The organism is Streptomyces sp. NPDC002520, assembly GCF_053595235.1.
In genome coordinates this window covers 129,969-142,640 of sequence record NZ_JBSFXG010000014.1, presented here as the reverse complement: position 1 = coordinate 142,640, position 12,672 = coordinate 129,969, and the positions used below count along the sequence as shown (strand labels likewise).

General features: G+C 71.3%; 8 protein-coding genes. 7 read left to right on the top strand and 1 reads right to left on the bottom strand.

Translation table 11 applies throughout. From position 1 onward, the window contains the following. The first annotated feature begins 132 nt into the window (after window positions 1-132). Window positions 133-1,344 (top strand): signal recognition particle-docking protein FtsY, encoded by a 1,212-nt coding sequence (gene ftsY / locus ACWD5D_RS21295; protein WP_451374291.1) that lies wholly within the window; start codon window positions 133-135, stop codon window positions 1,342-1,344. A gap of 290 nt (window positions 1,345-1,634) precedes the next feature. Here ftsY and ACWD5D_RS21290 read toward each other — a convergent pair whose 3' ends face one another. Continuing rightward, on the bottom strand, window positions 1,635-2,300 hold the full coding sequence (locus ACWD5D_RS21290) for a bifunctional DNA primase/polymerase (protein ID WP_451374290.1): 666 nt from the start codon (window positions 2,298-2,300) through the stop codon (window positions 1,635-1,637). Window positions 2,301-2,757: 457 nt separating this feature from the next. Between ACWD5D_RS21290 and nsdA the strand changes: the two genes are divergently transcribed. From nsdA to ftsH, 6 genes are all read left to right on the top strand, one after another. Beyond that, the gene (nsdA, locus tag ACWD5D_RS21285; protein ID WP_451374289.1) at window positions 2,758-4,236 is read left to right on the top strand and encodes a transcriptional repressor NsdA; all 1,479 of its coding nucleotides are present in this window, start codon (window positions 2,758-2,760) and stop codon (window positions 4,234-4,236) included. Window positions 4,237-4,682: 446 nt separating this feature from the next. Continuing rightward, complete coding sequence (locus ACWD5D_RS21280) at window positions 4,683-6,026, top strand: ammonium transporter (RefSeq protein ID WP_451374288.1); 1,344 nt, start codon at window positions 4,683-4,685, stop codon at window positions 6,024-6,026. Beyond that, on the top strand, window positions 6,023-6,361 hold the full coding sequence (locus tag ACWD5D_RS21275) for a P-II family nitrogen regulator (protein ID WP_451374287.1): 339 nt from the start codon (window positions 6,023-6,025) through the stop codon (window positions 6,359-6,361). Before ACWD5D_RS21280 ends, ACWD5D_RS21275 begins: the two co-directional genes overlap by 4 nt. A gap of 49 nt (window positions 6,362-6,410) precedes the next feature. Next, a complete protein-coding gene (locus tag ACWD5D_RS21270; protein ID WP_451374286.1) occupies window positions 6,411-8,867 on the top strand; it encodes a [protein-PII] uridylyltransferase in 2,457 nt (818 codons plus the stop codon). Between the two features lie 82 nt (window positions 8,868-8,949). Continuing rightward, window positions 8,950-10,500 carry a signal recognition particle protein gene (gene ffh, locus ACWD5D_RS21265; protein ID WP_451374285.1) on the top strand — a complete coding sequence of 517 codons (1,551 nt, stop codon included), beginning with the start codon at window positions 8,950-8,952 and terminating at the stop codon, window positions 10,498-10,500. Between the two features lie 110 nt (window positions 10,501-10,610). Continuing rightward, entirely contained in the window at window positions 10,611-12,548 is a 1,938-nt protein-coding gene (gene ftsH / locus ACWD5D_RS21260) for an ATP-dependent zinc metalloprotease FtsH (protein ID WP_451374284.1), read from the top strand. Window positions 12,549-12,672 lie beyond the last annotated feature (124 nt).

Genomic DNA, 12,672 nt, shown 5'->3' with positions numbered 1-12,672 from the left:
GGTTGTGACTCCGCCCTGGAGGGCTTCCCGCACGCTTGCCGCCACGCGGCGGGCCAGCCCGGCCCGGAGGGCACGCGGCCCCCGTTGCAGAACGACGAGCCGGGCAGGGGGGTCACGCATACTGGACCCGTTATGGAAACCATCATCCTTGCTGTAGTCATCGCCGTAGTCGTGCTCGGTGCGCTCGGCGGGCTCATCGTCGGCAGCCGGCGCCGGAAGCCGCTGCCCCCGCCGCCGCCCGCCGCGCCCGACATCACCGCGCCCCCGGCCGAGCCGCACGTCGGCGACGAGGCCGAGACGCCGCGCGACGAACCGCGCCGGACGATCGAGGAGGTGGATCTCCCCGGCGGCCCCGCAGCGGTCGCCGTGGAGGAGCCCCCCACGGGCCCCGCCCTCGAGGTTCCCGAACTCGAGATCCCGGAGCCCACCGAGGGCCGGCTCGTCCGCCTGCGCGCCCGGCTGTCCCGCTCCCAGACCGCCCTCGGCAAGGGGCTGCTCACGCTGCTCTCGCGCGAGCACCTGGACGACGAGACCTGGGAGGAGATCGAGGACACACTGCTCACCGCCGACGTCGGCGTGCAGCCCACCCAGGAGCTGGTCGAGCGGCTGCGCGAGCGCGTCAAGGTGCTCGGCACCCGCACCCCCGACGAGCTGCGCGGCCTGCTGCGCGAGGAGCTGCTCAAGCTGGTCGGCACCGAGGTCGACCGCACGGTGAAGACCGAGCCCGAGGACCGCAAGCCCGGCATCGTGATGGTCGTCGGCGTCAACGGCACCGGCAAGACCACCACCACCGGCAAGCTCGCCCGCGTCCTGGTCGCCGACGGCCGCACCGTCGTCCTCGGCGCCGCCGACACCTTCCGTGCCGCCGCCGCCGACCAGCTCCAGACCTGGGGCGAGCGCGTCGGCGCCCACACCGTGCGCGGGCCGGAGGCCGGCGACCCCGCCTCCGTCGCCTTCGACGCGGTGAAGGAGGGCAAGGAGATCGGCGTCGACGTGGTGCTCATCGACACCGCAGGCCGGCTCCACACCAAGACCGGCCTCATGGACGAGCTGGGCAAGGTCAAGCGGGTCGTGGAGAAGCACGCCCCGCTTGACGAGGTGCTGCTCGTCCTGGACGCCACCACCGGTCAGAACGGCCTGGTGCAGGCCCGCGTGTTCGCCGAGGTCGTGGACATCACCGGCATCGTGCTGACCAAGCTGGACGGCACGGCGAAGGGCGGCATCGTGGTCGCGGTCCAGCGTGAGCTGGGCGTTCCGGTCAAGCTGATCGGTCTCGGCGAGGGCGCGGACGACCTGGCGCCGTTCGACCCCGAGGCGTTCGTGGACGCGCTCATCGGTGACTGACTCCCTGTGGCTCGGCCTCCGCCTACGGACCGCGACAACTGATTGAGGAACCACGACGGAGATCAACCCCTTCCGCGAGAGCGGCGCCGGCTCAGGCGCAAAAAACGAGAAGCGCCCGCCCCCGAGGTGCAGTCGGGGACGGGCGCGCTCTTTCGCGCCGAAACCGGCGCCGCTCCCGTCCAAGGGGCGGCTCGCCGTCGTGGCGTCTCAATCGACGATCGCTGAGGTGGTGCGGGGCTGACGTCGGCTGTGGTCGTTGGGTCTCGTGGTCGACGGTGTGGGGCGGCGGATCATACGCGCGGCGCGCGCGAGCGGTGTGCCACGTACGCCAGCGTGCCCAGCAGCAGCCGGGCGGCCGGTGGCCGGGTCGCCGAGTCCAGGGCCGGCGGGCGCAGCCAGCGCACCGGGCCGAGGCCGCCCCGGTCGGAGGGCGGGGCGGTGATGTACGTACCGGGGCCGAGACCGCGCAGGTCCAGGGCGGACGGGTCGTCCCAGCCCATGCGGTACAGCAGCCGGGGCAGCTCCGCGGCGGCGCCGGGGGCGACGAAGAAGTGGGCGCGGCCGTCCGGGGTGGCGGCGACCGGGCCGAGGGGGAGGCCCATGCGCTCCAGCCGGACCAGGGCGCGGCGCCCGGCCGGCTCGGCGACCTCGATGACGTCGAACGCGCGGCCGACGGGCAGCATCACGGCGGCACCCGGGCACTCGGACCAGGCCTTGGTCACCTCGTCGAGCGTGGCGCCCGCGGGCACCTGGGGTGCGAAGTCGAGCGGGTGCGCGCCCGGCGCCCGGCAGTCGGCGTGACCACAGGAGCAGACACCCGCCGCGGCCCGCGTGCCCGGCACCACGTCCCAGCCCCACAGTCCGGTGAACTCGGCGACGGCGGTGCACTCCGACGAACGGCCGCGTCGGCGCGTGCCGGAGCGGATCTCCCGAATGCCGCCGATCGTGAAGTCCATGCCCCCTCCAACGGGTCCAGCGCGCCGGTGGTTACGACACGGAGCGAGACGAAAGCGGAACGTGACGCTACGGCTCCGACTTCCCTCATTCACGTGAGGTCACGGCGGCGCCTTGCGGCACTACGGGTGGTGCACCGAAGGCTGTGCGCCCCCGTGTGCGTCACTCCGCCCACTTCCGGCCGTCCTATGTCAAGTGAATCGCGTGGAGGCCACGGTGAGTTCATTCGATGGGGTGGCGAATGGTGGCGTTTCAGGGATCGCCATGGCTGGACCGGTGATCGTAGGATTACTGTGAGTGCGCAAAGCTTGGGGGCACATGCACACGTGGGTATGCCCCAGGCAAGTCGTCGACTCGTTCGAAGGGTGAGAACCGTCGGACGGGAGGCCTTGTCCACCGGCATTCTGATAGGGCTTGGCGCACTCGGTGACAAGTGGTCTCAGGGATGGGGGCGTTCCAGTGGGCGGCAACGGCGGTAGCGGGACGAACGCTGACAAGCGCCCCAATGAGCTGCTCGGTTCGTGGTTCGTGCGCAGTGGCTGGTCCAAGGGCGAGCTGGCGCGTCAAGTGAACCGCAGGGCACGCCAGTTGGGTGCCAACCACATCTCCACCGACACCTCACGGGTGCGCCGTTGGCTGGACGGGGAGAACCCGCGCGAGCCGATACCGCGGATCCTGTCCGAGCTGTTCTCCGAGCGCTTCGGCTGTGTCGTCTCCATCGAGGACCTCGGACTGCGCGCCGCCCGCCAGTCACCCTCCGCGACCGGAGTCGACCTGCCCTGGACGGGTCCGCAGACAGTCGCCCTGCTCAGCGAGTTCTCGCGCAGCGACCTCATGCTGGCGCGGCGCGGCTTCCTCGGGACCTCGCTGGCGCTGTCCGCGGGCCCGTCCCTCATCGAGCCCATGCAGCGCTGGCTGGTGCCGACCCCCGCCGCGCCGGTCCTGCCCGAGCCCGAGCCGCAGCGGGATTCCAGCAGGCCGGGCCGTCTCTCCAAGCCCGAGCTCGACCTCCTGGAGTCCACCACCCGGATGTTCCGCCAATGGGACGCCCAGTGCGGCGGCGGCCTGCGCCGCAAGGCGGTCGTCGGCCAGCTGCACGAGGTCACCGACCTCCTCCAGGAACCCCAGCCCGAGTCCACCGCCCGCAAGCTCTTCAAGGTCGCCGCCGAACTCGCCGAACTCGCGGGCTGGATGTCGTACGACGTGGGTCTCCAGCCCACCGCGCAGAAGTACTTCGTCCTCGCCCTGCACGCGGCCAAGGAAGCCGGTGACAAGCCGCTCGGCTCGTACGTCCTGTCCAGCATGAGCCGCCAGATGATCCACCTCGGCCGGCCCGACGACGCCCTGGAGCTGATCCACCTCGCCCAGTACGGCAGCCGTGACTGCGCGGGCCCGCGCACCCAGGCCATGCTGTATGCGATGGAGGCCCGCGCCTACGCCAACATGGGCCAGCCCGGCAAGACCAAACGCGCGGTCCGCATGGCCGAGGACACCTTCGCCGAGGTCGACGAGTGGGACGAGCCGGACCCCGACTGGATCCGCTTCTTCTCCGAGGCGGAGCTGTACGGCGAGAACTCCCACTCCTTCCGCGACCTCGCCTACGTCGCCGGACGCAGCCCCGCCTACGCGTCCCTGGCCGAGCCGCTGATGCGGCGGGCGGTGGAACTGTTCGCCAAGGACGCCGAGCACCAGCGGTCGTACGGGCTGAACCTGATCGGGATGGCCACCGTGCACCTGCTCCAGCGTGAACCCGATCAGAGCGCGGACTACGCCTCGCGGGCCATGGAGATCGCCAAGAAGGTCCGTTCCGAGCGGGTGAACACCCGTATCCGCAAGACGGTCGACACCGCCGCCCGCGACTTCGGCGACCTCGGCGCCGTCGTCGACCTCACCGACCAGCTCGCCGTGGAACTGCCGGAGGCCGCCGAGGCCGTCTGACCGCGGGACCCGTGAACCCCGGCCGCGGCCGGTCCTCCCGAACTGCCCGACTCGGCTCCCCCATGCCAGGTCGTCGAGAGGCCGCCGCGGCCGGCACCTCTTTGTGCGCCTGAACCGGCGCCGCTCTCGCGTAGGTGGTTGCTCGCCGTCGTGGTTCCTCAATCGGTGGTTGCTGTGTCGTTCGAAGAGTGGTTGCCGTGTCGTTCAGTCGTGGGCGCTCTGTCGTTCGCGATGGTTGCGTCACGATAACGACTGGTGTGCCGGACATCCGGCAGTTCATGCACGCGTAACACGCAGGGCGCCTTCGTCACCCCGGCGAAACAACGGGGGGCATCCATCGAAACGGCGCTGCGTCAGTCTCTGGCGCATAACCGGACCCCCCGCCACCGACCGGATCGCCCAGGCACCGCCCGCACGGGGCCGTACCAACCGACGAGGAGACGCCGATGGCACCAGCCATCACGCTTGCCGCGGAGGCACCCAAGCTGTCCTCCGCGAACACAGGCTTCATGCTCATCTGTTCCGCCCTGGTGCTGATCATGACCCCGGGCCTGGCCTTCTTCTACGGAGGCATGGTCCGCGTCAAGAGCACCCTCAACATGCTGATGATGAGCTTCATCAGCATCGGCATCGTCACCATTCTGTGGGTGCTCTACGGCTTCTCCCTCGCCTTCGGTGAGAACAACAGCCTCATCGGCTGGAACTCCCACTGGTTCGGCCTGAGCAACATCGGGCTGACCCAGCTGTGGCCCGGCTACACCATCCCGATCTTCGTGTTCATGGTCTTCCAGATGATGTTCGCCATCATCACGCCGGCCCTGATAAGCGGCGCCCTCGCGGACCGCGTGAAGTTCTCGGCGTGGGCGCTCTTCGTCGCCCTGTGGGCCACGATCGTCTACGTCCCGGTCGCCCACTGGGTCTGGGGCGCCGACGGCTGGGCCTTCAAGCTCGGAGTCATCGACTTCGCGGGCGGTACGGCGGTCCACATCAACGCGGGTGCGGCGGCGCTCGGCGTGATCCTCGTCATCGGCAAGCGCGTCGGCTTCAAGAAGGACCCGATGCGCCCGCACAGCCTTCCGCTGGTCATGCTCGGTGCCAGTCTGCTGTGGTTCGGCTGGTTCGGCTTCAACGCCGGCTCGTGGCTCGGCAACGACGACGGCGTCGGCGCGCTGATGTTCGTCAACACGCAGGTCGCGACGGCCGCCGCCATGCTGGCCTGGCTCGCCTACGAGAAGATCCGGCACGGCGCGTTCACCACGCTGGGCGCCGCCTCCGGCGCGGTCGCCGGTCTGGTCGCGATCACCCCGTCCGGCGGTGCGATCTCCCCGCTCGGCGCGATCGCCGTCGGCGCCATCGCCGGTGTCGCCTGCGCCGCGGCCGTCGGCCTCAAGTTCCGGTTCGGCTACGACGACTCGCTCGACGTCGTCGGCGTCCACATGGTCGGCGGCATCATCGGCTCGCTGCTCATCGGCTTCTTCGCCACCGGCAAGGGCCAGTCCGCCGCGACGGGCGTCTTCTACGGCGACCACAGCTGGACCCAGCTGTGGAAGCAGTGCGCCGGTGTCGGCGCGGTCCTCGCCTACTCCCTGGTCGTCTCCGCGGTCCTCGCCTTCCTGCTCGACAAGACCATCGGGATGCGGGTCTCCGAGGACGAGGAGATCTCCGGCATCGACCAGGCGGAGCACGCCGAGACCGCATACGACTTCAGTGGTGCGGGCGGCGGAGTCATCGGCTCCCTCGCGGGCTCTTCGGCCCTGGCCGCCACGCAGACCAAGAAGGTGGACGCATGAAGCTCATCACCGCCGTCGTGAAGCCGCACCGGCTCGACGAGATCAAGGAGGCCCTCCAGGCCTTCGGCGTCCAGGGGCTGACGGTCACCGAGGCCAGCGGTTACGGGCGGCAGCGGGGCCACACCGAGGTCTACCGCGGTGCCGAGTACACCGTCGACCTGGTCCCCAAGATCCGCATCGAGGTCCTGGCCGAGGACGGCGACGCCGACCAGCTGGTCGAGGTCATCGTCAAGGCCGCCCGCACCGGCAAGATCGGCGACGGCAAGGTCTGGTCCCTGCCGGTCGAGACGGCCGTACGGGTCCGCACCGGCGAGCGCGGCCCGGACGCGCTCTGACCCGGCACAACGCAGTACGGCAGCACGGCAGAGGGACAGGAGTCGCTGGGTGACGGGTACGGACGTACGAAACGAAGCGGATCACTCGGAGCCCGGCGGCTACGCGGCGGCCCGGCTGCGCCTCCTCACCGAAGGGGCGCGGTCCGGGCCGCCGCGCCGTGCCGCCCTCGCCGAGCTGACGGACGACTGGCTCTCCTCGCTGTTCACGGCCGCGGCCGACGGGCTCAGAGGCGTCTCGCTCGTCGCCGTCGGCGGCTACGGCCGCGGCGAACTGTCCCCGCGCAGCGACCTCGACCTCCTGCTGCTGCACGACGGAAGCGACCCCGGCGCGGTCGCCGCCCTGGCCGACCGCCTCTGGTACCCCGTCTGGGACCTCGGTATCGCCCTCGACCACTCCGTCCGCACCCCGGCCGAGGCCCGCCGGACGGCCGGCGAGGACCTGAAGGTCCAGCTGGGTCTGCTGGACGCCCGCCACCTCGCCGGCGACCTAGGCCGCACCGCCGCACTGCGCACGGCCGTCCTGGCCGACTGGCGCAACCAGGCGCCCAAACGCCTCCCCGAACTCCAGGAAATGTGCGCCGAGCGCGCCGAACGCCTGGGTGAGTTGCGCTACCTCCTGGAACCCGACCTCAAGGAGGCCCGCGGCGGCCTCCGGGACGCCACCGCCCTGCGCGCCGTGGCGGCCTCCTGGCTGGCCGACGCCCCGCGCGAGGGACTCGCCGACGCCCGTCGGCGCCTGCTCGACGTCCGTGACGCCCTGCACCTGAGCACCGGCCGCGCCACCGACCGGCTCGCGCTGCAGGAACAGGACCAGGTCGCGACCGAACTCGGCCTGCTCGACGCGGACACCCTGCTGCGCAAGGTGTACGAGGCGGCGCGCGTGATCTCGTACGCCAGTGACGTCACCTGGCGCGAAGTCGGGCGCGTGCTGCGCTCGCGTGCCGTCCGCCCGCGCCTGCGCGCCATGCTGGGCGGCGGCCGGCAGGCGGCCGAGCGCTCCCCGCTGGCCGAGGGCGTGGTGGAGCAGGACGGCGAGGTGGTGCTCGCCCGCACCGCACGCCCCGAACGCGACCCCGTGCTCCCGCTGCGCGCCGCGGCCGCCGCCGCGCAGGCCGGACTCCCGCTCTCCCTGCACGCCGCCCGGCTCATGGCCGCGACCGGGCGCCCGCTGCCCACCCCCTGGCCCGCCGAGGCCCGCGAACAGCTGGTGACCCTGCTCGGCTCCGGCCGCCCGACCGTCGACGTCTGGGAAGCACTGGAGGCAGAAGGCCTGATCAGCAACCTCCTCCCCGACTGGGAGCGGGTCCGCTGCCGGCCGCAGCGCAACGCCGTCCACGTCTGGACGGTCGACCGCCACCTGATCGAGACCGCCGTCCGCGCCGCCGAACTGACCCGCCGCGTCAGCCGCCCCGACCTGCTCCTCGTCGCCGCGCTGCTGCACGACATCGGCAAGGGCTGGCCCGGTGACCACTCCGTGGCCGGCGAGACCATCGCCCGGGACGTCGCCGCCCGGATCGGCTTCGACCACGCGGACGTGGACGTACTCTCCACGCTCGTACGACACCACCTGCTGCTCGTCGAGACGGCCACCCGCCGAGACCTGGACGACCCCGCCACCGTCCGCTCCGTCGCCGAGGCCGTCCGCACCCAGAGCACTCTGGAACTCCTGCACGCCCTCACCGAGGCCGACGCCCTCGCCACCGGCCCGGCCGCCTGGTCGACCTGGCGCGGCTCCCTCGTCGACGACCTCGTACGACGGGTGTCCGCCGTCCTCGCCGGGGACGCCCCCGACGAACCCGAGCCCGCCGCGCCCACCGCCGAGCACGAGCGCCTCGCCGTCGAGGCCCACCGCACCGACGGCCCGGTCCTCGCCCTGCGCGCCCGGACGGAGACGCCGCCGGACGGCGAGGACACCGGCGAGCCCGCCCCTCTCGGCGTCGAGCTGGTCATCGCCGTGCCCGACCAGCCCGCCGTGCTGCCGGCGGTCGCCGGTGTCCTCGCCGTGCACCGGCTGACCGTCCGCACGGCCGAGCTGCGCACCCTGCGCCTGCCCGACGACGTCGACTCCGACTCCGGCTCCGTCCTGCTCCTGAACTGGCGGGTCGCGGCCGAGTACGGCTCCCTGCCGCAGGCCACCAGGCTGCGGGCCGACCTCGTCCGCGCCCTCGAAGGCTCCCTCGACATCACGGGCCGCCTCGCCGAACGCGACGCGGCCTACCCGCGCCGACGCGGCCGGGTGGCCCCGCCGCCCCGGGTGACCGTGGCACCGGCGGCCTCGCACCACGCCACGGTCATCGAGGTCCGCGCCCAGGACGGACCCGGCCTGCTGCACCGCATCGGCATGGCTCTGGAGAAGGCGGGAGTACGCGTGCGGAGCATGCACGTCAGCACGCTCGGCTCCAACGCGGTGGACGCGTTCTACGTCACCACCGGCACCGGCGCGCCCCTGCCGGCACAGGACGCGACCGCGACGGCCAGGGCCCTGGAGGAGACCCTGCGGGGATGAGCTTCCCCGGTGACTTCGACACCGGGATACCCTGGAGGGCGATTCCCACAAGCCATCACCGACCCCGAGGACCGCGAGCGCCGTGTTCGACACTCTCTCCGATCGCCTGTCAGCGACTTTCAAGAACCTGCGCGGCAAGGGACGGCTCTCCGAGGCGGACATCGACGCCACCGCACGCGAGATCCGCATCGCGCTCCTCGAGGCGGACGTGGCGCTGCCGGTCGTGCGGACGTTCATCAAGAACGTCAAGGAACGCGCGCTCGGCATCGAGGTCTCCAAGGCGCTGAACCCCGCCCAGCAGGTCCTGAAGATCGTCAACGACGAACTCGTGACCATCCTGGGCGGCGAGACCCGCCGGCTGCGCTTCGCCAAGCAGCCCCCCACCGTGATCATGCTGGCGGGTCTGCAGGGTGCAGGTAAGACCACCCTCGCGGGCAAGCTGGCCCGGTGGCTGAAGGAGCAGGGCCACTCGCCGCTGCTGGTCGCCGCCGACCTCCAGCGCCCGAACGCCGTCAACCAGCTGAGCGTCGTCGCCGAGCGCGCCGGTGTCGCGGTGTACGCGCCCGAGCCGGGCAACGGCGTCGGAGACCCGGTCAAGGTCGCCAAGGACTCCATCGAGCACGCGAAGTCCAAGGTCCACGACATCGTGATCGTGGACACCGCCGGCCGCCTCGGCATCGACCAGGAGATGATGCAGCAGGCCGCGGACATCCGCGACGCCGTCTCCCCGGACGAGATCCTGTTCGTCGTCGACGCGATGATCGGTCAGGACGCCGTCAACACCGCCGAGGCCTTCCGTGACGGCGTCGGCTTCGACGGCGTGGTTCTCTCCAAGCTCGACGGTGACGCCCGCGGTGGTGCTGCCCTGTCGATCCGGCAGATCACCGGCAAGCCGATCATGTTCGCGTCGAACGGCGAGAAGCTCGACGACTTCGACGCCTTCCACCCGGACCGGATGGCCTCCCGCATCCTCGACATGGGTGACCTGCTCACCCTGATCGAGCAGGCGGAGAAGACCTTCAGCCAGGAAGAGGCCGCCAAGATGGCCTCGAAGCTGGCGTCCAAGAAGGGCCAGGACTTCACCCTGGACGACTTCCTGGCCCAGATGGAGCAGGTCAGGAAGATGGGCTCCATCTCCAAGCTGCTCGGCATGCTCCCGGGCATGGGCCAGATCAAGGACCAGATCCAGAACATCGACGAGCGCGACGTCGACCGCACCGCCGCGATCATCAAGTCGATGACCCCGGGCGAGCGTCAGGAACCGACGATCATCAACGGCTCCCGCCGCGCCCGTATCGCCAAGGGTTCCGGCGTCGAGGTCAGCGCCGTGAAGAGCCTGGTCGAGCGGTTCTTCGAGGCCCGCAAGATGATGTCCCGCCTGGCGCAGGGCGGCGGCATGCCCGGGATGCCCGGCATGCCGGGCATGGGCGGCGGCCCCGGCCGGCAGAAGAAGCAGCAGAAGAAGGCCAAGGGCAAGCAGCGCTCCGGCAACCCGATGAAGCGCCGGCAGCAGGAGCTGGAGGAGGCCCAGCGCCGCGAGGCGGCCGCGCAGGGCGGCAACGCCTTCGGTCTGCCGCAGCAGGGCGGCGAGGACTTCGAGCTGCCGGACGAGTTCAAGAAGTTCATGGGCTGAGTGCCGCAGGGCCGGGTGTCGTACGACCGCGAGGGCGTCTCTTCCGTCGAGGGGCGCCCTCGATCGTTTCTGCAGGTGCCGAGGGGCACGGCGTGTCGTAACGTCCCGATATGACCAACCCTGCGCCGCCACGCTCGTCCCCCGACCAGCCCTGGCGTACCGAGGGTGCTCCCGAGGAGCCGCCGAAGCCGCCGGGCGGGGGGAAGCTGCGCGGGGGCTGGTGGCGGCTGATCATCACCGCGCTCGTGGTGTACCTGCTCGCCAACCTGGTGCTGTCCTACTTCGACCAGGCCAACGAGCCGACGATCTCGTACACCGAGTTCAGCAAGCAGGTGGGCGACGGCAACATCTCCAAGATCTACGCCAAGGGCGACTCGATCCAGGGACAGCTGAAGAAGGAGCAGAACCGGCCGGGCGGCGGCGGGAAGTACACGAAGTTCAACACGGAGCGTCCGTCCTTCGCGAACGACGACCTGTGGGCGAACCTGACCAAGCACAACGTCACGGTCACGGCCCAGCCCGTCGTCCAGCACCGCAGCTTCCTCTCCAACCTGCTGCTCTCGCTCGCGCCGATGCTGCTGCTCGTCGCCGTGTGGGTGTTCATCGCGCGCCGGATGAGCGCGGGGCTCGGCGGGGCGGGCGGCATGCTCGGCCGCAAGGCGCCGCCGAAACCGGTGGAACTGGTGCCGGGGGAGAAGCGGACGACTTTCGAGGACGTGGCCGGCATCGACGAGGTCGAGGGGGAGCTGAGCGATGTCGTCGACTTCCTGAAGAACCCCGACGCCTACCGCCGCATGGGCGCCAAGATGCCTCGCGGTGTGCTGCTCGCGGGCCCGCCCGGCACCGGCAAGACGCTGCTCGCGCGCGCTGTCGCGGGCGAGGCGGGCGTGCCGTTCTTCTCCGCGTCCGCGTCGGAGTTCATCGAGATGATCGTCGGCGTCGGCGCATCCCGGGTGCGGGAGCTGTTCGCCGAGGCCCGCAAGGTCGCCCCGTCGATCATCTTCATCGACGAGATCGACACCATCGGCCGGGCGCGGGCCGGCGGCTCCGGCGTGGGCGGTCACGACGAGCGCGAGCAGACCCTGAACCAGATCCTCACCGAGATGGACGGCTTCTCCGGCTCCGAGGGCGTCGTCGTCCTGGCCGCCACCAACCGCGCCGACATCCTCGACCCGGCGCTCACCCGCCCCGGGCGCTTCGACCGCATCGTCCAGGTCTCGCCCCCGGACCGCGGCGGCCGCGAGGCCATCCTGGAGATCCACACCCGCGACATTCCCCTCGCCCAGGACGTAGACCTCGCCCAAGTAGCCCGGACGACCCCGGGCATGACCGGCGCGGATCTGGCCAACCTCGCCAACGAGGCCGCCCTGCTGGCGGTCAAGCGGAACCAGCAGGCGGTGACCCAGTCCGACATGTCCGACGCCCTGGAGAAGGTCCAGCTCGGCGCGGAACGGCCACTGGTGATGCCGCCGGAGGAACGCCGGCGCACCGCCTACCACGAGAGCGGCCACGCCCTGCTCGGCATGCTCCAGCCAGGCGCCGACCCCGTCCGCAAGATCACCATCGTCCCGCGCGGCCGCGCGCTCGGCGTCACGCTCTCCACCCCGGACGCGGACAAGTACGCGTACACCGAGGAGTACCTGCGCGGCCGGATCATCGGCGCGCTCGGCGGGATGGCGGCCGAGCACGTCGTCTACGACGTGATCACCACCGGCTCCGAGAGTGACCTGGAGCAGGTCACCAACATCGCGCGCGGGATGGTCTCCCGCTGGGGCATGAGCGAGGAGGTCGGCCGCCTCTCCGCCCTCCCCAACGACGCCCAGCAGGCCTACGGCCTCGCCGCCGCCCCGCAGACCCTCGACGTGATCGACAGCGAGATGCGCCGCATCGTCGACGAGTGCTACGACGAGGCCTGCCGCAAACTCCGCGACCACCGCGACCAGCTGGACGCCCTCGCCCAGGCCCTCCTGGAGAACGAAACCCTGGAAGAAGCCGACGCCTACCGCATCGCCGGAATCCCCCGCCTCATCAAATCCCCTGACACCTGACCCCTCAAGGGACGTGGCGACCTGCCCGACCGCCCACGCCACCACCGCAGCCGCCTCACGACCTCACATCCTCAGGGAGCGCGGGGAACTGCGCGACGAGCCACGACGGCGCCGCAGCCGCCCC

Coding starts and splice junctions, on each gene's coding strand:
- ftsH (WP_451374284.1), top strand. CDS start 10,611: ATGACCAACCCTGCGCCGCCACGCTCGTCCCCCGACCAGCCCTGGCGT.
- ftsY (WP_451374291.1), top strand. CDS start 133: ATGGAAACCATCATCCTTGCTGTAGTCATCGCCGTAGTCGTGCTCGGT.
- ACWD5D_RS21275 (WP_451374287.1), top strand. CDS start 6,023: ATGAAGCTCATCACCGCCGTCGTGAAGCCGCACCGGCTCGACGAGATC.
- ACWD5D_RS21290 (WP_451374290.1), bottom strand. CDS start 2,300: ATGGACTTCACGATCGGCGGCATTCGGGAGATCCGCTCCGGCACGCGC.
- ACWD5D_RS21280 (WP_451374288.1), top strand. CDS start 4,683: ATGGCACCAGCCATCACGCTTGCCGCGGAGGCACCCAAGCTGTCCTCC.